Below are 22,989 nucleotides of genomic sequence, written 5' to 3'. Positions count from 1 at the left end.
GTAGTCATGTTCAGTCACACTCCTCAAGTGCAGCATCGATTGCAGCGATAATCTGCTGGTTTTTGAATCCACGCTGTTCCATGGCACCAGATGGGCAAGCTGCTACACAGCAACCGCATCCTTTGCACAGACCCTCGTTGACGACAGCTTTCTTTTTCTCTGCATCTTTTGGATCAACGACAATGGTGATTGCTTTGTATTCACAAACTGGTTCGCAGATTGCACATCCATCGCATGCATCGTCGTTGACAGCTGCGATTACACCCTCACTCTTGAGTTCTGGTTTGGAAATGATGGTGATAGCACGAGCAGCTGCACCGGATGCCTGAGCCATTGACTCATCTGAGAATTTAGGCCAGTGGGCAAGACCAGCAAGGTAAACACCGTTTGTAGCAAAGTCCACTGGACGGAGCTTCATGTGTGCCTCTAAGAAGTATTTGTCTTTGCTGAGAGGTACTTTGAGCATCTTTGCCAGTTCTTCATTGTCAGCGTGCGGGCGGATACCTGTGCTTAAGACAACCATGTCTGGGCGGATTGTGATGTCATCACCAAGAATTGTGTCGAAAGCAGTGAGAGTTAATGCAGATCCATCTTGTGAAACCATTGGTGGTTTGTCCTCAGGTACACGGATGAATTTAACTCCAAGACTGCTTGCTTCTTTGTAAAGGTCCTCGCGGAATCCGTATGTTCTGATATCCTTGTGGAAGACGTAGATGTCTTTTGAAGGATCGGCTTTCTTGAGGCTGATTGCATTCTTGATTGCATTGGCGCAACAGACTCTGCTGCAGTATGGAGCATCGGTGTTACGGGATCCAACACACTGAATCATTGCAATTCTCTTTGCTGGAATGTTTCCACTTTCCATCTTTTCTTCCAGTTCTAACTGAGTTACAACGTTGCTGTTCTGTCCGTATAGGTATTCTGTTGGTTTATATTCCTCAGCACCTACAGCTACTACAACGCTACCAGTCTCAATTTCACCCTGGCTTGTCTGGATCTTGAAGTTACCAACGAAACCGCCGACATCCTGAACTTCAGTGTTTAAGTGAACAGTGATGTTCTTGTCAGCGCTGACTTTATCAGCAAGCTCTTTTGCAAAAGTGCTGATTTTCTTGCCGTCTTCTTCGTGGTGGATTTTAGCTGCATTTCCTCCGAGCGCACCAGTCCTTTCGATGATGTCAACTTTGAATCCCTGGGCTGCGATGTCCAGAGCAGCTGTCATACCGGAAATACCTCCTCCGACTACTACAGCAGAGTGGGTAACTGGAAGCTTGCTCTCATAGAGAGGTTCGAGAAGCCTTGATTTAGCAACAGCCATACGAACGAGGTCTTTTGCTTTCTTGGTAGCTTTTTCAGGCTCGTTCATGTGAATCCAAGAGCACTGGTCTCTAATGTTTGCCATTTCAAAGAGGTACGGGTTAAGTCCAGCTTCTTTGATTGTGCTCTGGAAGAGAGGCTCGTGGGTACGGGGCGTGCATGAAGCAACTACAAACCTGTTGAGGTTGTGTTCTTTAATTAAATCTTTAATCCTTTCCTGACAGTCAGCAGAGCAGGCGTATTTTCCTTCTTCTGCATATTCAACATTCTTCAGGCTCTTTGCATACTCAACTACAGCTGGAACATCGATTGTACCAGCGATGTTGATACCGCAATCGCATACGAGTACACCGATTCTCGGTTCTTGTCCTTCGACATCGATTTCCTGTACTGCGCTTTCTTCGAGGACTCCTCTCTTGTCAGCAATATAAGCACCTGCTTTAGCTGCTGCACCAGACGCCTCTGCTACAGATGTAGGAATATCTTTTGGAGCTGCGAAAGCACCAGTTACAAAGATACCATCACGGCTGGAGCTCAGTGGGCTGTATGTTGATGTTCCAGCGAATCCATAGCTGTTGAGATCAATGTTGAAAATTTTGCTTAATGATGTAGCGCCTACTGGGGGCTGAAGTCCTACAGAGAGTACTACCATGTCGAACTCTTCTTCAGATACTTCATTGGTTGAAGGATCGGAGTAGCGGAGAATGAGATTCTTTGTTTCTGGATCTTCAATGATGTTGGCAACCCTGGCTGCACGGTGCATCTGAATTCCATATTCATTCTGTGCACGGACTTTGTAATCTTCAAATTCTTTACCGAATGCACGGATATCCATGAAGAATATTGTTGGCTTCAGACCTGCAGTGTGTTCACCGGCGATGATTGCTTGTTTCATTGCATACATACAGCAGACAGATGAACAATAGGTGTTGCCTGTCTTTTCATCTCTTGATCCTACACACTGGATCCATGCTACTTTCTTTGGAGTCTGCTGGTCAGATGGTCTGACAACATGTCCTCCGTATGGACCGGTTGCACTTAAGAATCTCTCAAACTCTAAAGATGTTAAAACGTTCTGATAAATTCCGTATCCATATTCTTTCTTCAATTTAGCATCGAATACATTGAAACCAGGTGCTAAGATAATAGCTCCTACATCGAGCTCTTCTTCCACTGGTTTATCATCATATTTGATTGCTCCTGCGGGACAATTCTTCTCACAGAGACCACAGCGGTCTTTGTTAAGCTTTAGACACTTTGTCGCGTCAATTGAATATTTGAGTGGTACAGCTTGAGCAAATGGAATGTAGATTGCTTTGCGGATCATGAGTCCTACATCGTATTCGTTTGGAACCTTTACAGGACATTTCTCAGCGCAAATTCCGCAACCAACGCACTTGTCGAAATCAACATACCTTGGGTTGTGAACGACTTTAACTTTGAAGTTAGGTGCTTCGCCCTCAACCGATAAGACATCTGTTAAGGTCATCAAAGTGATCATTGGATGTCTAGAAGCTTCCACAAGCTTTGGTGACAGGATACACATTGAACAATCGTTTGTTGGGAACGTTTTGTCCAACTGGCTCATTACTCCACCTATGCTTGGCTTATTTTCTACAAGGTATACCTTGAATCCCGACTCTGCGAGATCCAATGCTGTCTGTACGCCGGAAATACCTCCTCCGACGACTAAAACTGCACCCATTTTGTCTGCCATTTATGCTCCTCCTCTAGGATTTAGCTCGTAAAATAATTCAATGTTCAGATCGACGAGGTATTCTGAAATAAAGAGATAGTAATCCCCGTTAGAACACCCAGCTTCTCGCCCGAACATGTTGCCTCCTTTCCCGGGCAATGATCGATTTAACTTGCCTAACCGAAACATGGCCCAGATGACGTAATCTTATACACAGATGCATGCCATTGCAGCATACAGCAATTATAGTACGACTAGTGTTTCTGGAAAGAGATTACTGTATATTAACATATCGAGCTTAGTTTTATAAGTGATCTCGATGTGTAGGGGTCGCGCTTGCAATCCTTTAAAATTATACGATTTTCGAAGGCATATCGGGTATTGTATCGAATTGTGCAGTCATCTCATAGTGTTTAACGCAGTAAAATACTCGCTTATCGTTCAAAAATAAGTTTCCGATATATGCAATTCGATAATTTTCGCGTGTACGCCCGGCAGTATTTGCAGATGAGATTCTCTTGCATCTTTGAACACTACCCCATTGCAAAATTACATATTCATTGATAAAATAGCCACTGCGGATGGTAGTAAAATCAAAAAGAGGACGGAGACGATACATGGTTTTCGAAACAACTGAAAAGATCAGTGAAGATGAGTTGCTGTGTTCACTACGTTCATATTCTGAAAATGCAGGAATTCCAGTGCCAAAGGTTATTCAATTCAACGGAAATAAAGGGATTGTCAGAGTAAATGGCACAAATATAGATAAAGCAAGGGCTCTGATGAATAATAAGGACTTTAAAACTCTTTTAACTTCAGGCACACTGCTCACAATCCGAGAGCGCTACTTCAAACCCTGTGAAAAAAGAAACTAAACTGTGGGCCAGAGGTAAAGCGTCAAAACTAAGATATATATTAGAGTAGTGCTTTAATGAAGTTTCGTAGTTAGGAGTGATGTAATGCAAGCAGGACAGATGGCGTATGATAGGGCCATAACTGTATTCTCGCCTGATGGAAGACTATTCCAGGTTGAATATGCCAGGGAAGCAGTCAAGAGAGGGACAACAACAGTTGGGCTTAAATTTAAGAATGGTGTAGTGCTGATTGTAGACAAGCGCATTGCTAGCAGGCTCATGGAGCCCAAGTCTATTGAAAAGATCTTTCAAATAGATGGCCACATCGGATGTGCTACATCTGGACTTGTTGCCGATGCTCGTGTTCTTGTAGATCAAGCTAGAGTAACAGCCCAGGTTAACAGGATCACATATGATGAAGACATAAGCGTGGAGATGCTTGTTAAAAAGATCTGCGACTATAAACAGAATTTTACGCAGTATGGTGGTGCCCGTCCTTTCGGAACTGCCCTTCTCATAGCAGGTGTTGACGATCAGGGAATACATTTGTTTGAAACAGACCCTTCCGGTGCCCTAGTATCGTATAAAGCAGGCGCAATCGGTGCAGGCCGTACAGTAGTTATGGACTTCTTTGAAGAAAAATACGAAGAAGACATGGAACAGGACGAAGCGATTGTTCTCGGGCTTCTAGCTTTGAAGAAAGCCACAGAGGAAGAGAAATTAAACCCCAAGTCTGTTGAAATCGGAATCGTTTGCGAAGGTGAAGATTTCAGACGCCTTAACGACACTGAAGTAGAAACCTTGGTAGAAAAGGCCAACAACGAGTAGGCTCGGATTTAAATGGTTGATATAGACGAGGCCATAATTGCTAGACTAGAGTCTCATGGGGAAACTTTCGAAGTCCTCATAGACCCAAAAGTCGTGCGTCTGATCAGAGACGGAAAAGACGTTGATTTATCAGAGTATATAGTAATAGAAGAGATCTTTCGCAATGCAAGAAAAGGCACAAGAGCTGAAGAAAAGAAGATTGTAGAAGTGTTTAGGACCTCAGATCCTTTAGAGGTAGCAAAAACGATTATACTCAAAGGCGAGGTTCAATTAACTACTGAGCAAAAAAGAGAGATGATGGAAGCCAAGAGACGAAGGGTTATCGCCGTGATAGCAATGAATGCGATAAATCCTCAGACTCAGGCTCCACACCCCCCTGCTCGAATTGAATTGGCTATGGAAGAAGCAAAGGTGCATATCGACCCATTTAAATCTGTAGATTCACAGGTTGAAATGGTATTGAAAGCACTTCGTCCATTGATACCCATTAAATTTGATAAAGTCAAGATAGCAATCAAGCTATCTGGAGAGAACTACGGGAAATGTTACGATTGTATAACTCAGAGTGGGAAGATAATAAAAGAAGAATGGTCTCCCCATGGTGGATGGATTGGAGTTGTCGAATTACCCGCAGGCCTCAGAGATGATTTTCTTGCGACCCTGGCAGAAAGAACAAAAGGAGACATAGAAACTAAGATAATGAAAGCTGGGTTCTAAGATTATTTTAATATACTATAACAAATACCGTGATCATTAGGAGATTAAAAATGAGTGAAGAATTTTCAAAACCATCCCGTCAGGTTGTTATGCCCGGGGAGCTGCTCGAAGAAGAGAAGCTCAAAGCCGGCGCTGGCACTTATGTTTCTGATGGGAATATTTATTCTGCAATAATGGGATTTAAAACAGTCAAATCGAATTATGTTAATGTTGTTCCCCTAAGTGGCAGATATATCCCAAACGTAGGGGACAATGTAATAGGAATTGTAGAAGACGTTGGTCCTTCAAACTGGCTGATCGAAATAAACTCACCTTATCCAGCACCGTTGCATGTTAACGAAGTGCCATGGAGAGTTGAATTTGGAGATACTTCTCGTTATATGAAAATCGGTGATGCTCTGCTTGTAAAGGTGCTCATGGTCGATGAAACAATGAAAGTTCAAGTTACCATGAAGGAACAGGGACTGAGAAAACTTCAGGGTGGAGAAATTGTTGAAATCGCTCCCCACAAGGTCCCAAGAGTCATTGGAAAGAGTGGCTCAATGATACAATTAATTAAAGGATACACAAACTGCAGAGTATTCGTCGGACAAAACGGCAGAATCTGGCTCGATGGGGAGACAGAGAATATCGGCTATGCATATCATGCAATAAAGATGATTGATGAAGCAGCACACTCTTCTGGACTTACTGATAGAGTGAAAGCATATTTAGAGTCTGTAGCCCAACCAGTACAAGAATCAGAGTGAGGTGTAACAATGTCTGGAATGACAACTGATATTGAATTAGTTAACAAAGATGGAATTAGGATTGATGGAAGGACTGCAGAAGAAATGCGTCCTTTAAGGATAGAAGCTGGCGTATTAAACAATGCAGACGGATCTGCATATTTGGAGTGGGGTAAAAACAAGGTATTATGTGCTGTATACGGCCCAAGAGAATGCCACCCAAGACACATGCAGAATCCCACAAAAGCGATTGTACAATGCAAATACAATATGCTTTCATTTTCTGTATCTGACAGGAAAAGACCTGGCCCAGACAGAAGATCCATAGAGATATCAAAGATCATATCTGAAGCTTTAGAGTATGTGATTTTTACAGAGAATTATCCCCGCGCATCAATTGATGTATATATCGAAGTCCTGCAGGCCAATGCGGGTACAAGATGCGCAGGTCTAACAGCTGCCTCAGTGGCACTGGCAGATGCAGGTATTCCCATGAAGGATCTTGTTCCTGCTGTAGCAATAGGCAAAGCTGATGGCCACATAGTTCTTGATCTAAATAAGGAAGAAGATAACTTTGGAAATGCAGACTTACCGATCGCTATGATCCCAAGGACTGGCGAAGTCCTCCTGATGCAGATGGATGGCCATATGACGATGGAAGAGTTCAATACTGCACTGGAATATGGTAAAAAAGCATGTGAAAAAGTTTACGAGATCCAGAAAGACGCTCTGAAACGTAAATATTCAATCCAATCAGAAGATACAGAAGAACCTGAACCCACCGCTGATGAAGACCATAATGAAGAAGGTGATGAGTGATGTCTGAAGGGATTGCAGAAATAAAAAGAGAATATATCAACAAGCTTCTTCAAGTCGGGCGCAGAGTTGACGGTAGAGAAGCAAACGAGTACAGAGAAATTCAGATTGAAACCAACTGCATAGAGAGTGCACAGGGATCAGCAAGAGTGAAGCTTGGAAAGACCGAAGTACTTGCTGGAATCAAAATGGATGTAGGAACTCCTTTCCCAGATACACCAGACCGCGGAGTCCTTACCACCAATACAGAGCTTATACCAATGGCTTCTCCTGATTTTGAAGCCGGACCGCCAGATGCAGGAGCTATTGAATTAGCACGTGTAGTTGACCGCGGCATAAGAGAAAGCGAGATGATTGATCTTCAAAAGCTGTGCATTGCAGAAGGTGAAGAAGTCTGGATCAATTTCCTGGACATATACGTCCTTGATTATGATGGAAACTTATTTGATGCGTGTTTCTTAGCCGCCGCAGCTGCCCTGTCTACAACAATTGTCCCGGCTGCAGAACGCGAAAAAGGCGAGGATTATCCGCTGCCGATTAAGCATCTGCCGATTCAGACTACAGCTGTGAAAATAGAAAACTCTATATTGTTTGACCCAACTCTCGACGAAGAAAAGGTCGCAGATGCACGCCTTACAGTCACCACAGATGAGAACGGCGACATAAGGGCTATGCAGAAAGGTCTTTCTGGTGCATTCACGCTAGAAGAAGTTAAGCAAGTGATCGATTCATCTCTTTGCATAAGCAAAGAACTCAGAAAACTCATTGGGTGAGAATAATGTCGTCCAAGTCCACTGAAAAAGTAGGAAGCTCGGGAAGTTTCGGTGCCCGTTACGGTGTAGTCGTAAGGAACCGTACCCGTGACATCATGAAGGTTAGGCGTGCAAAACACGAGTGTCCAGTATGCCACAGGAATAATGTGAAAAGAGTAAGCAGCGGTGTTTGGGAATGTTCCAAATGCTCTGCAAAATTCACTGCAAGCGCATACTCTCCATTGTCCAAAAAGGACCTTTCTGGAGCAACACTTGCTAAGGCTAGTCAAGTCGATACGGAAAAGAACGGTGAGTAAACATGTACAAATGCGGGAAATGCAACGAACCTATTCGTTCCAACATAAACGCTGTTGGAATTCAATGTGAAAAATGCGGTTCAAAAATCTTTTATAAGGAAAGACCGAACGTAAAGAAGGTCGTAAAGGCTAGGTGAATTGGATTGCCGAAGGCAGTCCTTCATTTAGACACCCCGCATGAAGCAGCAGTTTGGTCTGCCCTCTTTCCAGAAATAGGAAGAGAAGTCCCAAGAACCCATGTAGAAATATCTCATGAGGCTGGGGAGATCATATTGAGCATTGATGCAGCAGACATCGGTGCTTTGAGGGCGGCCCTTAATTCATATTTAAGATGGATAGCGGTTTCAGAAGATATCGCAAAAATAGCAGGTGACTAAAATGGACAGTGTAAGCCCACAAGTTCAGAATCAAATTGCACAGTTCCAGCAACTTCAGCAGCAGTTGCAGGCAGTGCTCACGCAAAAACTTCAGATGGATGCACAGGTTAGAGAGATGACACGCACCGTTGAAGAGCTAGGCAAAGCTCCACAAGATGCAGTGATCTATAAAAGTGCTGGCTCCTTGATGATCAAAGCAGATGGTAAAGAATCAGTTCTCAAAGATCTGGAAGAAAGCAAAGAAACGCTTGAAATACGTCTAAAAGGCGTAGAGAGGCAAGAAAAAGCTTTGAGAGAAAAATACCAGGCTATGCAAGACCAGATCAACAAAGCTATCTCAACAGGTCTTCCATTAAACAATCAATAAATTTTTAATGCTCCTTCGGGAGCTTTCATATGTTTTTAACTTCACGTAATTAATAATATCTGAGTAACATACATCTATTGATGATTGAAAAGATTGCTGCAAAGCTCAGCACCGGTAAAAAAATAGTTTTGATGCATGGCAATGCAGACCCTGATGCTCTTGGATCAGCTTATGCACTTTCACAATGCTTCCCTGATACATATATAGGGGCTCCTGGCGGCATGGACAGAGTGGCAAAGGCGGTAGCAAACAAACTCTCAATTGAAGTTATTGAAAATCCTGATATTTCCGAGTATGACTACGCAGTCATTGTAGACTGTTCTTCACGAGACCAAGTAAGTGCAGACTTGTCAGAGATAGAATGCGTAGCAATAGATCATCATGCAGTCAGCGGAGATTGGGACGAATGCTTATCGATTTGTAATGAGAATAGAAAAAGCTGCGCAGAAGTGATATTGGACATTTTAAAATGTACGGATTTTAAAATAGATGAAAAAACTGGTATGGCTCTCGCAGCAGGTATGATAACAGACAGTGGACATTTCAAATTTGCAGATTCGATGATGATGAGAAGCTTTGCAGATCTGCTGGATGAAGCTGGAATAGAAATGAAAGATGTTATAAGCACCACTGATCTCAAACAGGATGTTTCTGAAAGAGTATCACAGCTGAAAGGCATGCAGAACATGAAATTCGAAAGAATCGGTGATTATATTGCAGCAGTATCGCAAAGAAGTTCTCACGAAGGTTCAGTTTGTAAAGCAATAATCAATGCCGGAGCAGACATAGCCTTTGTAGGCTCTCAGAGAAAAGATGAATTCAGAATAAGTGCTAGAGCCAAACAAGATCTTGTTCAGAAAGGTTTTCACCTAGGTAAAATCCTGAATGACGTTACGGGTGAAACCAATGGCGTAGGAGGCGGACATGCCGGAGCTGCCGGGCTTACAGGAAAGGGTGACATAGAAGCTCATCTAAATATCTGCATGAGCAGATCCCTGGATTTCTTCAGGTTTATAACATCTGAAGGAGAGAACAAGTGTAAAAGATAATATCATACAAGTTAGATAAAGCGGGGACGAATATGGCAGACGTTGAGAGTTTTAAGTGCAAACTAGTATCTTACGATGAGATTACCAAATGGTGCAGTGACGTAGCTGATAAAATCAGAGACATAGGATATATGCCTGAAGTAGTAGTCGGACTTACACGCGGTGGATGGGTTCCAGCTAGAATCCTCTGCGATGAACTCTTTGTGAAAAAACTATATGCGGTAAAGACAGAACACTGGGGAGTCACTGCAAATCCAGACGGTAATGCACTCCTTACTCAAGAACTAATAACAGACGTTACTGGAGAAAGAGTCCTAGTCATAGACGACATAACTGATACTGGAGCATCCTTGAAATTGGCAGTAGATCATGTCAAACAGAAGAATCCTGCAGAGGTCATGAGTGCTTCATTGATACACATCGAACGTTCTGAGTATGTCCCTGATGTTTATTCATATAGTATCTCTGGAAACGATTGGACATGGTTCATATTCCCATGGAATGTCCATGAAGACATGAGAACGATTCTGCCAAAGACACTCTATGAGCCTAAAAACAATAAAGAGATACAGAATGCTTTCATAGAACAATTCCAGATAGAGCCATCAGCCACTCTAATCTCAAAAACACTGCGTGATCTGGAACGTTTGGGAAAGGTTAAAGAAAACAATGGGTTGTGGGAATTGCAATAATTAAAAATCGAATATGCTGCACTGTCCTCGGACTAAAGGACGGGCATCTATTCCAAGTCTGCTGCGGATTTCCATTGCTAACTCGGTAGCAAAGCCGTGATGAGTTAGCACCAGCGAAGGCTTACAGCCCTCAGCAAAATTGATCAGTTCATCAAATCCTGCATGATCTGAAAGGGGAAATGCTTCGTTAACCCCCGCCATATACTTGTAAGAGGGATTCATAGCCCATCCAGAAACAGCTGCGGTCTGCATATCCGCTCTCCTCCAAGGAGCTTCCATCGATTTCTTTTTAGAGTACGGTCGAGAAATCAACACGAATGGTTCTTTTAAATCTTCTTCGTCCGAATATTTTCTAAATGACAATTCTGGGCAGGCTGAAGATGTGGCTTTTGAAACGGAATCATCAACTAGAGGATCCAGATCTGACAAGATTCTTAGAAGATCTTGAGACTTTCCAAAAGGATACGAGTAGAGCACCACAGACACGTTCTGAGCCAGATTGTCTTCCACCCAATCATGAATAACCGCTCCCATTTCATCTTGTGGAGGAAAAACATATTCTGGCTTTCCAAATGTAGACTCCATGATGAGTATGTCTGTTTTATGCGGTTTGGCCCCATCTATTCCAAATCGATTTTTTGTAGAAAAATCACCAGTATACAGTATTGTTTCATCGTCAATGGGTAATCTGAACATACATGATCCAGCCATATGACCGGCATCAAACATCTCAATATTAGGGTCTGATAATTTAGAGATTCTGTGCTTGGTGCATTCATTTATGCATCTCATAGTTGTTTCTGAACATACTGCCTCACCTCTGCTGATCTTTCTAGGCAAATGATCAGAATGCGCATGTGAAATGCAGTGTGTTCCCTCAGATTCAAAAAATTGAGCATCGAAGAGGTATCTACCAGCTCCTGAGACTTCAACACCGTTTGATAAGATTATCTGAGATTTTTTACCCATTTCGGCTTTCATGCACAGATGCATATTAATAAAATGTGTCTAAAATTCATTTTTAGCAATCAGTTCAGTTGCATAACGTAATCATCCATGATGAATCCACTGCCGATATCTGCCTTTTGTTCTCTGATCTTTACGAATCCCATTTTTTCATATGCGCGGATTGCACGAAGATTTCCTCGATTCACTGTCAGAGTGATAGGGCTCCCGGTTTTCGCGATTATCCTTATTGCTTCTGAAGCTATTCCATTTCCACGGAAAGTGTCGATCAGATAAATCTTGCTTAAGAATATCCCATCAGAATTCACAATTATGCCTGTATATCCAGCAGTCTTCCCATCACAGGTAATAAAATAATACTCATACCCAGTTTGAATTTGTTTGGTTATGGCTTGAACGGATTGAAATTTTTCCAACATATATTCAATCTGCTCGTTGGAGATTATACCTGGAAAGCATTCTCTCCATATTTTATATGCCAATGAAGACAGCTCTTCAATCTTATCAGCAGTTACTTTTTCAAGAGTGATTTTAGACACGACACACCAGATTGTTATTAAAATTTTTAACATTATTGATGCATGAAGAAATCTATCTTGTCATCTACAAGTTCAACATCTACCAGACTGTCGATGCTGATGCCGAGATCCTGTGACACTTTTTCTGCACCGTGATTCTTATTGAACAATACGATGACGCCTTTGACTTGTGCGCCGATTGTTTTCAAAACTGGAATTATTGCACGGATTGTTCCTCCAGTAGAGATTATGTCATCTATGAGTACTACTTCATCTCCAGCTGATACACCGTTGATATACATCATACTTTGAGAATAGCCAGTGTGCTGTTTTATGCAGACTTCTCCAGAAATACCATATGATCTTTTTCGAATTATGCTGCATGGAATCGATGTTTTCAATGACACTGCAGTAGCAATGGGGATGCCCATTGCTTCTGGAGACAGTATCAGATTACACGGAGGAAGCCTTTTTACAATCTCATCTGAAACTTCATCCAATAATTCTGCACTTATGTTTGGAATTCCATCGGCCAGTGGATGGATAAAATAACTGTAGTCCCCTTTTTTAATAATCTGGACGTTAGCAAGACTTTCTTTGAGCACATCAAGCATAGTAGAGTATAGAACATCATATAGATTAATCACTACGCTTAAGTGGTTTGATAGCTTAATTGAAATAAGATCAATATGGATATCGTCGAAGAAATAATAGAAACTCGCTTGGTGCTCTTGAAAAAGAATAATCCTGGACTCATGATTGACAGCGACTGCATGGAAACAGAAGACGGCATAAGGGGACTCATCAGGATTATTGAACCATCAACTGAAGAGATTGTTGCGTTTGAATTCATAGAACCAGAAGGATGCTGGTATGATGAAGTCACCATTGAAGAGTATGGAGAGACGGCTGAAGACTATGATGTAACAATAATTGTTCCGGACGAAGAGAAAAAAGATGCATCCTTAACTATTGAAGCTGCCCTGAGCAGACCCCTGAGAGTTCAGGGATACAATGAAAAAGGCAAATTAGACTACTCAATTTGAATTTATTGAATTTTGAGCGGGTATGGCATATCAACCTAAATCTCACCTGGATTAAGTGTTGAATAGCCGCCTAATGCTCATATATCTCACATCATTTGTAAGCCCATTCAGCACGAATGCTGTATTGGCTTTGGTGCCTGATTTAAAAGGAGCGTTTGACGCCACAGCTCCGCAGATATTAACGTCTGTGACAGCATATATGATTCCATATGCGCTGCTGATGCTGATAAGCGGTGCTACTTCAGATTCATACGGAAGACGACAGATAGCAACTGCCGGCCTGGGAATCTTTGCTGTTGGGAGCGCAGTTATTGTTTTCAGCCCGGACTTAAGCGTGTTTCTAGCTGGAAGAGCTGTACAGGGTGCGGGTTTTGCCCTTGTTCAACCAATACTGCAGGCTCTTCTCGGAGACATTGTACCCCATGAAGAACTTGGAAAGGCAATGGGATACTCAAACGGTGCTAGCGCAGCTGGTGTGGCTTCCGGCCCGCTTGTAGCAGGAGTCCTTGCACTGATTGATTGGCGAGGAGTATTTGTCTTCACTGCGATATATGCGATAATCGCACTCTTACTGTTTTTGAAATTGTTCGAAGATGACCGCGTAACAGAACGTCCTGAAGAAGGGATAATTACAGTATTGAAAAAAGGAGCTAAATCAAAAGGAATAATTCCACTGTGTATCGCGGGATTTCTTACATTTCTATCATACATAGGTATGATGTCTTTCGTATCCGATTTACTTTCACTTCCTCCTTTGAGGCTTGATGAAAGTTATATTGGGATTGTATTAGGAATAGCTGGACTATCTGGAGTTGCGATAAGCCCATTCAGCGGAAGAGTAAGTGATAGATTTGGCAGATTTTCCGGTTCTGCCATAGGATTTTCTATAATGATCGCAGCTCTGATATTGATCACCCTATCATCAAGCACGATTGAATACATCATCACCCTGTCTTTACTGAGAGTGGGTACCTCATTTTCATGGGCATCAATGCTGGCAACATCTGTAGAGATTTCTCCAAAATACAAAGGAGCAGTTTCGTCCATATTCAACACTGTAAGATACAGCGGGTATGCATTGGCTCCTGTGGCATTCACTCCGCTTTACAACTCCGTTGATGTAAAAGCAATCGGTTATGCTGGAGCTATAGGAACTGCCGGAGCATTCATCTGTATTGCATTGGCTCGCTTGATTCTAAATAAAGAAGAAGGCAGATCATATAAATCCGCAAGGTGAAAGGTTATAACACTCCAGACAGATATGCATCTGTGGTATAGATGACTTCTACGGTTACAGCCAATATGAATGTCTGCGCCAAAAAGACAAAGGTAACAGCGTTGCTGAACGATAGTGGAGAAATAGAACTCTCATTTGAAACAGACTGCGCAAATGTCAAAAAGTATATTGAAGGGTTTGACAAAATAAGCCCGGACGATGTTACAACCCTTACAAACAGTGCAATTATGGATCCTAAAAGAAGAGAACACTGTTCAGCAACATGTCTTGTTCCATCTGCGATAGTTCATGCTGCATGGCTTGAACTTGGTATGCTATCAAAAACAAGAACGCAAAGTGTAGGATCAGTAAATATTACATTTGAAAAGGACTGAAAATAATAAGAGATGTGAACTGCAGTCCCGTATTCGGAATTTAAACAACCGATGGAGTAAATCGTTGGAGAAGTGTTAGGCTTCTTCAACAAAGAACTGATTGGGTTTTCCGATAGCAGTAATCGTTAAAACAGTCTCCATCAGGATTTTACTGTCAGAATATTCCATTCCTACCGTATATTCTCTGTCATCTTGAACTATATTGATGTCCACATTTCGTGCTCCAGATTTTAGAGCTCTGCGTTTAACGTACTCACATCCCAGCGTCTTTCCGTCTTCTACGGCCTTGCTCCATGTTTCATACTCGTATTTTCCAAAGGTCGCAAACAAAGTACAATTAGGATCGTCAATTATCCTGGAGCCAGAAACTGGTTTTATGAGGATTTCCACCTGTTCAATAACACTTCCGGTTACTGCTCCAATGGCATTCCCAACTTCAGAGTATTCAGGAAGGAACAATTTTGCATTTAGTTTTTCAGACATCAACGGATAGTATGCAGATACTGGTGCTCCTATTCCAATTATCGGCAAGTTCAGAGATATGGAACAACTGAAATCATCCGATGATCCTGAGACCACTCTGTCTACCAATGCTTTTGAGACTTTATCCAGCTCAAATGTTCCTATATTCTCTAAAAATAATTTTTTAAGCAGCTCTTCTGATATTTTTTCAATTACTTTTTCTTTAGCAAATGAAATAAATTCTTCTGGTAGCATATTCATCTTCAAAGCCTGATGTTTTACACCATATTCTGATGCCTTACGATCATATTCGATATAACTCCCTTCTGCATGCAGAATGTCAGTTGGCGTCAGGCCGATGCGCTGGATCATTCCCAATTCTTCCATTTTTGATACGTTAAAAGCAAATGGATGAAGGTTTAATGATGCACCTGCTTCACTCAGAGAAAATGGCTCGTTTGATATATATTCAAGTAATTTACGGTCATTTTCAGACAATGGAGCATCTTTTATATCCTTTATTTTTACAAAAAATTCAATATCCTGTACAATATTATTTACATTTATACTTTCTAAATTGAAGAAAAAACACCTTTTTGAGATCTCTTCCAATCGTGGAAACAGCTGCGGCCATTTAGTCGTGGCTATGCAAAGCGGCATTACTCTGAGAGGAGTTAAAGAGAATTTATTTCCTTTTACAACAATTCTGCTGTCTCCGCCTATACCAGAGGTATATATTTCAGCGGCCAGAACTCTTGTTCTCTTCCCTCCAATCATAGCACCTTCTTTTTCAAGTCTTGGCTGCCCGTTTCTCAGTATTCCTATGTCTGTAGTAGTGCCACCCATGTCCATGACGATTGCATCGTTGAGACCTGTAAGGGTCTTTGCGCCAATCATACTCGCGGCAGGTCCTGAAAGTACGGTTTCTACAGGTCTTTCTACAGCGATTTCGTCATTCATAAGAGAGCCGTCACCTTTTACAATCATAAGAGGCGCGTTAATATCATATTCCACCATCGCGCTTTTCATAGAATTGATTAATTCTTTTATAATTGGAATTAATCTTGCATTCATCACAGATGTAATGGTCCGTTCATTAAATCCAAGACTTGATGAAAGTTCATGACCGCAAACCACTGGAAGATTCAATATTTTTGATGCTAGATCTTTCAATATGAGCTCATGTTCAGGATTTCTGACACTTAAGTAACTAGTTATCGCTATGCTGTCTACTTTGCTTTTTATAGAATTCATAAATTTTTCAGCAGAGTCTATGTCAAGAGGATTTAGCTCCGCACCATTAAGATCGTGTCCTCCAGAGATCGTTATAGATTCATCGGCGACTATCGAGCTGTCAAAATCTCGCCCTACTGAGATCACGCCTACGCGGCAGCCTTTCCCTTCCACGACCGAATTTGTTGCCAAGGTCGAAGAAAGAGATACCATGCTTACTTTTTTCAGCAAGGATCTGTCAAACAGTTTCATAGAATTTCTTATGCCGACTGAGAGATCGTCCCTCGTAGTCAACGCTTTTGCCTTTGAGATTATACTGTTTGATTCAAGATCTATTAAAACTGCATCAGTATATGTTCCACCAGTGTCTATCCCTAGCCCAAGCTCCATTTACAAATCACCGATTATGCACATATCCCATATCATCATTATATTTCTTTACAATACCAGAGATGTGTTGAGCTAAATCACGCTGCTGATAATCATTGTATACATTAGGCATTTCTTTGATCCAGAATTCTGTATCACATTTGGCACACCTTACTTTTGGACAACTCTTATTTGCTTCTGAGCAGCCCTGACAAGCAAACGTTCTTGCGTAAACTAATGAGAATTCAAATCCACAATATGGACACTTGAACTTTCTAACTGAACTTGTTGTGTTGTAAGAGAAACCTTTTGCCCTCATTGCCTCATAGAAACCATTGGTCATTATGATCACCTGCCCGAATGAATAAAAATAAAAAAAGGGTTTTTGGCATTTACATGCGGCCTTCGACTTTTGCTGTATCTACCATTGCCTGAATGTTCTCTAACCTGCAGTTAATATCTGGAGGAATCTCACAACCACTTGATATGCAGTATGTAGAGTTTAGACCGCGTTTGCAGAGGGCAGTTTTAACTTCCTGACATAAATTCGAAGTTATTTTTGCCACATCTTCTGCTGAAGATCTAATGAATACCTGAGGATCGATCTGACCTGCAATCAGACAGTTGTCTGCATATCCCTGCTCAATAACTTGAGATGCTGTGGGAGAATCACTGATTAATGGATAATATGCCATGGAGTAGATGGAAGGCTTGTACTCTTTGATCTGCGTGTTTAAATGTGGTAAATCTGCACAGTTGTGAATGCACATGGCCATTCCATTATCCACTGTCATTTTATTAAGTTTAGATGCGTACTTATCTGCCTCAAACTCATGATATTCTACATCACCGAGAACAGCGTAGTTTCCCCAAAGATAATCCCAGCAGAGACCTTTCACACCGGTTTTAGCAAAACCTTCAATCATCTGTGCATCGTATTCTGTCATTACTTCCAGTGCTTTATGAACTGCAGATGGATTGGTGAACATATCCATGAATAATCTTTCTGCACCAGCTGACTGAGATAGGGCAAGAAGCGGTCCTTCAATGAAACCGGCTGTAATTATCTCATCATTTAGTGCATCTGCGAAGATTTTTGTACCTTCTAATAATACAGCAGATCGGCCTTTGGTTATGTCTGGAACTTCAAACTTCTCATAATCCTCTAAGTCATTTACAATATGTTTCTCAACAAATGGAGTATTCTGTTCATCCATACGTACTCCAGCTCCAAGATCGCCGGCCATCACAGAGAGGTCCATTAATCCGATCGCAAAGTCGAGTCCAAAATATTTTTGTATTTCGATAAAGGCCTGCGCAAATAGCTTAGGATCATTGACCCATTCTCTATATGTGAGGGTTCCATCACCGATTAACTTTCTGCCAACACCGCAGGCAATTGGGTAGATCGTCAATCGGTCTACTTTTTCATTAGCTAATGCAGCTGCACCTCTTTCCATATATGTCATATCAGCCATATCACAACACCTCTTTCAGGTAGTTAGCTGCATCCTGTGCGTTACCTCCCCTGTAGTCAGCACCGATTGTTTCTGCAAACGATGGAGAGGTTGGAGCTCCTCCAATTATAACTTTACATTTAGAGCGGTATCCACTTTCTACTAATCCATCAATAGTTGCTTTCATACTATCCATGGTTGGAGTCATTAAGGTACTCATAGCAACAACGTTAGTCTGGTCTGCTTCTGCTGTTTCCACGATCTTCTGCGAGGGAACGTCTTTTCCCAGATCGTTTACATCAAATCCTGAAGCAGTGATCATTGTCTTGACTATGTTCTTTCCGATGTCGTGAACATCCCCTTCAACAACTGCAATCAGACATTTCTTCCTGTTTGCTACTTCTGATTTAGGTATAGCAGGCAGCAGAATGTCAAGACCACCATACATCGTATGGGCAGACATTAATACCTGAGGAAGGTAAACCTGATGTGCAGCATATTTGTCACCAACAATAGACATTCCTTTTACAAGGCCTTCATTGATTGCATCAAGAGCTGTTACTACATCATTTCCAGCAGCTAATACTTCCTGAGCCCCTTCCTTTGCTAAATCTACCTTCCCGCCTACTACAGCGTTCGCTAATTTATCCAAGAGTTCCTCTCTACTACTCATATATTTTTCCCCCTGATGAAGGTCATAATCTCTCTGCATAACTCATAATTATGACCAACTAGCTTATCCAGTAAGCCACCTTAAAATTGAATAATAAATTCCATTGTCTATTATTCATATTTTAAGTTAGAGGGTATTTAGTTTATGAATATATAATAACAATGATCTATAATGTGGATGGTAGATCCATCCATAACTTTAAGTTAAGTATGAATAATAAAATAAAAATACTGTTAAAATAAATAAATACGAGTAATTTAAAAAGAATTTTGTGTTAAATCAGACATCTGGATAAAAAGTATAAAAAATGATACGATTCTGATTATAAATTAAATTTCAATAATTACGATTAATTTTAAGAATTGTATAATTTGATTACCTACCAAGTTTTTGGGTAGGTGCTTGCTGGCATGTAAACGCGTTCGGTCTTTACGGCGATGCCTTCTTTAGCTTTCATCATCTCATCGCAGGACATTTTTGCCGATCCGACTCCGATAGCTTCACCTTTGAGTGTAAACATTGCCACTGTTGCTTCTTTCTGAATTGAAGAATCAATCTGAGCTATGCCGACTGCTGCTAAATCAGCACCATGACAAACTGCATCAACGGCGCTGTCTTTGACAATTATTTTAGGAAGGGGATCGAACAGAACTTCAAATGGTTGAATGATGCTGCGCAACCAGCTCTCATCATTCTCATCTTTCCACATAACATATGCATCTTTGATATCCTGCAGGGTGACAGATTCGCTTTCCAGCATGGAACCAGATTTAGTTCTTCTCAGATCTTCCATAGTTGCTCCAACACCTAAAGCATCGCCTATGTCTACACACAAAGTTCGTATGTATGTGCCAGCATCACATCCAACTCTAAAAAGAACATCACGACCATTGATATCCAGGATGTTTATGTAGTGAATAGTCCTGATTCTCAGTTGCCTTTTCACTGCAGATCTCACTGGTGGAACTTGATAGATTCTTCCTACAAAAGTGGAGATTACATCTCTAATCTCAGTTTCATCCGCATCACGATGAAGTCTCATTATACAGACATATTCTTTTTCAGATTTTAGAGTGAGATTTACAGATCTGACTGCCCGGCCTGTAGCGATTGGCAAGACTCCTGAAACTTTAGGATCAAGAGTGCCGCCATGACCGATCTTATCAACACCAAGAATTTCTCTGACCCATGCAGTGGCTTGATGTGAAGTGGGGCCTTGAGGTTTATCCATGTTTATAACGCCAGCATCCAAAAGCTCCTCGATTGTGCGTTCGGTTGGTTTTTTTCCTGCATTTAGTGGAAGAGGACTCTTGTCACGGATGAGCATTTCGGACATGGTTAAGACACCTTGGATACTATCATTTCAACTATTTCCTCGGGATTTAACATAGAAGAATCGATAACCAAATCATACACAGATGTATCTGTAATATCGATATTGTAATAATTTTTATATCTCAAAGCTTCACATGCTTCTCTTTCTACAATCTCTGCTTCGCGCTGTTCTATTGAGCCACCTTCCCGATTGACGACTCTTGCAGCCCTAACCTCCTTGGATGCATAGAGATAAATTTTGAATGCAGAGATGTTGTTTGAAGAAAGCATATACGCAGTGAGTCTTCCTTCTAAGATGATGTTATCTGCAGACTTTGCAATATCTACCATTTTAGAATCAAGCTCTTTGTCAACTTTAGGATCTACAGAACAGAGAGATCCAAAGTCTGATAATGACATGTTACGTTCTTTTGCAAGCTGCCTAAAAATATTTCCGGAGACGACTACATCATAATGGAGTCTCTCTCCGAGAAGAGTGCAGACCGTGGTCTTTCCAGACCCAGGCGGTCCGCTTATTGTGATTCTCATTGAGCTGCCTCAGATTCAGCGCGCTCAATCTCCTTGAGTCTCTTCCTAAACATCAGGAATCTCAAGAGACGAGACAGCAGCTGACCAAACGGTATGCTTATCGCAGAGTATAACAGCATCCAGTTGAAGAACGGACCTACTCTACCATTTAGGTTAACTACATCCGCCCATGGAACACTGATTAACTCAGAACCATCGGTCAAACCTGAACAGAAGAAACCGATCCATGCAAAGAAAGGAACAATGATAATCATGGTAACAGGCATGATTTTCATCTGTCCTGTTGACATATCCATTGATTTCTGCATCATTTCCTGCTGCATTTCGGTCATTTTTTTGATTTTATACTTGTTGTTCTCCTGATATGCAGCTCTCAACTCTTTGTTGAATGCATTTGTAATCTTCTGAGTCTCAGCTTGTTTGACATAGTCTGTTGCAAAATGTCTGATGACTGTACTTAATCCAACCATTAACATACCAGTCAAAAATAGAGCTGGCACTGGATCATTTTGTCCCAACGCACCTAATGTAGGATCTAAAACATATCCCACTACACTTCCGAGCCAGTTACGAACTGTTTGATCGAAGAGAATAAACATGGCCAGGACAAAAACCAGCATTGTAAGCATCATGCTGTTTGTCTTCTTCGAATTAGGTGCTGGGGTATAGGAAGGGGTTTGGATAGGGGAATTAGCGGGAATGATCACTCACCCCCGAAGAATCCCCTTAGCATAGGATGCATTTCCATCATCTGTTCGCGACCCATTGCTTCGTAGAAGTGGATTAAGATACCCACCGCAAGCAACACACCAGTACCTGATGCATTACCTACCGTACCAATGAGATCAGCTCCAGCTGCAAGTGCTCCCACAATTGCACCAGATAGGACCGTTACTACCGGGATATACCTTTCCAGCACACGTTTCAGAACTCTCGGATCTCGTCTGAAACCTGGGATTTGCATACCTGATGATTCAATCTGTCTTGCGACTGATTCGGGACCCATGTTTGTTGTCATGATCCAGAACTTGGCGAACAATATGGAACCAAACACCATCGCTCCGAAGAAGATGATTACTTTGGCAATAACCTGCAATGGAGTGTGTCCATACGCATAGCTACCATACTGCGCCGGATCCAAGATCGGTAACAACCAACCTGAGAGACCATTAGGCGTTGACAGATACCACGCCAGACCACCTTCTGCCGTCGTTGTGCCATCCGGATACATTCCAATCCAGTCGTTGTGACCAATCAGAGGAATTCCTTCCAATGTAGGGTTTGTATACAACAGTAATGAAACGATACTGAAGTTGGCTAAGAGAGCGGACATTAAGATGACAGGTATGTTTGAAGCATAGAGTAATTTGATTGGATATCTGCCTCTTGCTCCACGAGCTGCTCCATGTGCTAATGGCAGTTCGATCCTTGAAGATTCGATGTACGCCACGAATAGGAAGATGATTATCGTACCTATCAGAGCTATCATCGGATTAGGCGGCTGCAGCAATATCGATTCATAACCACCACTTGCCATCTGCGCCGAAGACATGTTGAATATGTAATAGAACGTCTTCGGAATCGTTCCGGCTGGCGGATTACTCAAGCTCAAATCTCCGCCGTTTACAGAATTCCAATTCAACGTACCCGTGAATATGGCTTCCGCAACTCCTGCGGCGATGAACAGCGATATACCACTGCCTATTCCCCATTTAGATATCACTTCATCCATGAGGAATACAAGATACGAACCTATACACAATTGCAGCACGATTATAAATGCTGCCAGTGTGCCACCACTGATCAGACCCGTTGAGCCTACAACACCATCCAGACCTGAGACTAAAGATGGTGAAGGAGTAAGGTATCCAAACACTTGCGGTACAGATTCAATGATGATCATTACGATTACCAGAAGCTTTTGGGTGCTCTGGTAAACAGATTTGTCCTGATCATCAGTAAGATCTAATTTGATGATTTTTGCACCTACGAACAGCTGCATGATAATTGATGCAGTAACTATCGGACCAATACCCAGGTGCATTAAAGATCCTTGGGAACCAGCAAGGATAGTTCGGTATGGACCAAAGATATCAAGGATATTTGACTGATCCAACCCATACAGGTAAATGTTAGTCATTATAAAGTAGAGGACGAGCATCAGAATGACCCACATAATCTTGGTCCTGAAGTGGACATGCCCTTCAGGACGCTTGATTGCGGGGAGCCTATCTGAGATCGGCTTCAACTTATACAGTATACTCTTCTGTTCATAGGCCAT

27 protein-coding genes are annotated in these 22,989 nt (G+C 41.8%); 15 read left to right on the top strand and 12 right to left on the bottom strand.

The window, feature by feature from the left end; translation table 11 throughout:
* Positions 1-10 precede the first annotated feature (10 nt).
* Complete coding sequence (locus tag H729_RS02290; protein WP_020448388.1) at positions 11-3,034, bottom strand: CoB--CoM heterodisulfide reductase iron-sulfur subunit A family protein; 3,024 nt, start codon at positions 3,032-3,034, stop codon at positions 11-13.
* A 596-nt stretch (positions 3,035-3,630) separates the two neighbouring features.
* On the opposite strand from H729_RS02290, the gene H729_RS02285 reads away from it, so the two are divergent.
* The 12 genes from H729_RS02285 (at position 3,631) to H729_RS02235 (ending at position 10,510) form a co-directional block, all read left to right on the top strand.
* Positions 3,631-3,888, top strand: coding sequence for a hypothetical protein (locus tag H729_RS02285; protein WP_020448387.1), 258 nt, complete (start codon positions 3,631-3,633; stop codon positions 3,886-3,888).
* Positions 3,889-3,987: 99 nt separating this feature from the next.
* Positions 3,988-4,695: an archaeal proteasome endopeptidase complex subunit alpha gene (gene psmA / locus H729_RS02280; RefSeq protein WP_172618646.1), complete on the top strand. Its 708-nt coding sequence runs from the start codon at positions 3,988-3,990 to the stop codon at positions 4,693-4,695.
* A gap of 12 nt (positions 4,696-4,707) precedes the next feature.
* Positions 4,708-5,412 carry a ribosome assembly factor SBDS gene (locus H729_RS02275; protein ID WP_020448385.1) on the top strand — a complete coding sequence of 235 codons (705 nt, stop codon included), beginning with the start codon at positions 4,708-4,710 and terminating at the stop codon, positions 5,410-5,412.
* Positions 5,413-5,462: 50 nt separating this feature from the next.
* Positions 5,463-6,161: an exosome complex RNA-binding protein Rrp4 gene (rrp4, locus tag H729_RS02270; protein WP_020448384.1), complete on the top strand. Its 699-nt coding sequence runs from the start codon at positions 5,463-5,465 to the stop codon at positions 6,159-6,161.
* Between the two features lie 18 nt (positions 6,162-6,179).
* Positions 6,180-6,959: an exosome complex exonuclease Rrp41 gene (rrp41, locus tag H729_RS02265; protein WP_048134247.1), complete on the top strand. Its 780-nt coding sequence runs from the start codon at positions 6,180-6,182 to the stop codon at positions 6,957-6,959.
* Complete coding sequence (gene rrp42 / locus H729_RS02260) at positions 6,959-7,729, top strand: exosome complex protein Rrp42 (RefSeq protein WP_020448382.1); 771 nt, start codon at positions 6,959-6,961, stop codon at positions 7,727-7,729. The genes rrp41 and rrp42 overlap by 1 nt, the downstream gene beginning before the upstream one ends.
* Positions 7,730-7,734: 5 nt before the next feature.
* The gene (locus H729_RS02255; protein ID WP_020448381.1) at positions 7,735-8,025 is read left to right on the top strand and encodes a 50S ribosomal protein L37ae; all 291 of its coding nucleotides are present in this window, start codon (positions 7,735-7,737) and stop codon (positions 8,023-8,025) included.
* Positions 8,026-8,027: 2 nt separating this feature from the next.
* Positions 8,028-8,162 (top strand): DNA-directed RNA polymerase subunit P, encoded by a 135-nt coding sequence (locus tag H729_RS09625; RefSeq protein ID WP_020448380.1) that lies wholly within the window; start codon positions 8,028-8,030, stop codon positions 8,160-8,162.
* 6 nt (positions 8,163-8,168) lie between these two features.
* A complete protein-coding gene (locus H729_RS02250) occupies positions 8,169-8,402 on the top strand; it encodes a KEOPS complex subunit Pcc1 (RefSeq protein ID WP_020448379.1) in 234 nt (77 codons plus the stop codon).
* Between the two features lies 1 nt (position 8,403).
* On the top strand, positions 8,404-8,769 hold the full coding sequence (locus H729_RS02245; protein ID WP_020448378.1) for a prefoldin subunit beta: 366 nt from the start codon (positions 8,404-8,406) through the stop codon (positions 8,767-8,769).
* An 80-nt stretch (positions 8,770-8,849) separates the two neighbouring features.
* Positions 8,850-9,818, top strand: a complete 969-nt coding sequence (locus H729_RS02240; protein ID WP_020448377.1) for a DHH family phosphoesterase — start codon at positions 8,850-8,852, stop codon at positions 9,816-9,818.
* Positions 9,819-9,850: 32 nt separating this feature from the next.
* Complete coding sequence (locus tag H729_RS02235; RefSeq protein ID WP_020448376.1) at positions 9,851-10,510, top strand: phosphoribosyltransferase; 660 nt, start codon at positions 9,851-9,853, stop codon at positions 10,508-10,510.
* On the opposite strand, the gene H729_RS02230 is transcribed toward H729_RS02235, so the two are convergent.
* The 3 genes from H729_RS02230 to hpt are packed head-to-tail and all read right to left on the bottom strand — an operon-like array spanning position 10,511 to position 12,608.
* Complete coding sequence (locus H729_RS02230) at positions 10,511-11,491, bottom strand: MBL fold metallo-hydrolase (RefSeq protein ID WP_020448375.1); 981 nt, start codon at positions 11,489-11,491, stop codon at positions 10,511-10,513.
* 47 nt (positions 11,492-11,538) lie between these two features.
* Complete coding sequence (locus tag H729_RS02225) at positions 11,539-12,015, bottom strand: GNAT family N-acetyltransferase (protein WP_197736783.1); 477 nt, start codon at positions 12,013-12,015, stop codon at positions 11,539-11,541.
* Between the two features lie 32 nt (positions 12,016-12,047).
* Positions 12,048-12,608 carry a hypoxanthine/guanine phosphoribosyltransferase gene (hpt, locus tag H729_RS02220; RefSeq protein WP_020448373.1) on the bottom strand — a complete coding sequence of 187 codons (561 nt, stop codon included), beginning with the start codon at positions 12,606-12,608 and terminating at the stop codon, positions 12,048-12,050.
* Between the two features lie 75 nt (positions 12,609-12,683).
* Between hpt and H729_RS02215 the strand changes: the two genes are divergently transcribed.
* The 3 genes from H729_RS02215 to H729_RS02205 are packed head-to-tail and all read left to right on the top strand — an operon-like array spanning position 12,684 to position 14,651.
* Entirely contained in the window at positions 12,684-13,040 is a 357-nt protein-coding gene (locus H729_RS02215; RefSeq protein ID WP_020448372.1) for a hypothetical protein, read from the top strand.
* A 58-nt stretch (positions 13,041-13,098) separates the two neighbouring features.
* Positions 13,099-14,277, top strand: a complete 1,179-nt coding sequence (locus H729_RS02210) for an MFS transporter (protein ID WP_147554366.1) — start codon at positions 13,099-13,101, stop codon at positions 14,275-14,277.
* Between the two features lie 41 nt (positions 14,278-14,318).
* The gene (locus H729_RS02205) at positions 14,319-14,651 is read left to right on the top strand and encodes a DUF6951 family protein (protein ID WP_020448370.1); all 333 of its coding nucleotides are present in this window, start codon (positions 14,319-14,321) and stop codon (positions 14,649-14,651) included.
* A 75-nt stretch (positions 14,652-14,726) separates the two neighbouring features.
* Here H729_RS02205 and H729_RS02200 read toward each other — a convergent pair whose 3' ends face one another.
* The 8 genes from H729_RS02200 to secY all read right to left on the bottom strand — a co-directional run bounded on the left by H729_RS02200 (position 14,727) and on the right by secY (position 22,989).
* On the bottom strand, positions 14,727-16,736 hold the full coding sequence (locus H729_RS02200) for a hydantoinase/oxoprolinase family protein (RefSeq protein WP_020448369.1): 2,010 nt from the start codon (positions 16,734-16,736) through the stop codon (positions 14,727-14,729).
* 7 nt (positions 16,737-16,743) lie between these two features.
* Positions 16,744-17,058: a hypothetical protein gene (locus H729_RS02195; RefSeq protein ID WP_020448368.1), complete on the bottom strand. Its 315-nt coding sequence runs from the start codon at positions 17,056-17,058 to the stop codon at positions 16,744-16,746.
* A gap of 49 nt (positions 17,059-17,107) precedes the next feature.
* Complete coding sequence (locus H729_RS02190) at positions 17,108-18,193, bottom strand: uroporphyrinogen decarboxylase family protein (RefSeq protein WP_020448367.1); 1,086 nt, start codon at positions 18,191-18,193, stop codon at positions 17,108-17,110.
* A 1-nt stretch (position 18,194) separates the two neighbouring features.
* Positions 18,195-18,845 carry a cobalamin B12-binding domain-containing protein gene (locus H729_RS02185; protein WP_048134245.1) on the bottom strand — a complete coding sequence of 217 codons (651 nt, stop codon included), beginning with the start codon at positions 18,843-18,845 and terminating at the stop codon, positions 18,195-18,197.
* 379 nt (positions 18,846-19,224) lie between these two features.
* On the bottom strand, positions 19,225-20,181 hold the full coding sequence (locus tag H729_RS02180) for an RNA-guided pseudouridylation complex pseudouridine synthase subunit Cbf5 (protein WP_020448365.1): 957 nt from the start codon (positions 20,179-20,181) through the stop codon (positions 19,225-19,227).
* 2 nt (positions 20,182-20,183) lie between these two features.
* Entirely contained in the window at positions 20,184-20,708 is a 525-nt protein-coding gene (gene cmk, locus H729_RS02175; protein ID WP_020448364.1) for a (d)CMP kinase, read from the bottom strand.
* Entirely contained in the window at positions 20,705-21,340 is a 636-nt protein-coding gene (locus H729_RS02170; RefSeq protein ID WP_020448363.1) for a DUF106 domain-containing protein, read from the bottom strand. Before H729_RS02170 ends, cmk begins: the two co-directional genes overlap by 4 nt.
* A 71-nt stretch (positions 21,341-21,411) precedes the next feature.
* Positions 21,412-22,989, bottom strand: a complete 1,578-nt coding sequence (secY, locus tag H729_RS02165; protein WP_048133814.1) for a preprotein translocase subunit SecY — start codon at positions 22,987-22,989, stop codon at positions 21,412-21,414.

The organism is Candidatus Methanomassiliicoccus intestinalis Issoire-Mx1 (assembly GCF_000404225.1).
In the GTDB taxonomy this organism is placed as follows: domain Archaea; phylum Thermoplasmatota; class Thermoplasmata; order Methanomassiliicoccales; family Methanomassiliicoccaceae; genus Methanomassiliicoccus_A; species Methanomassiliicoccus_A intestinalis.
Note: the sequence above shows the minus strand (reverse complement) of the source record. Positions and strands in the feature narration are given on the sequence as shown.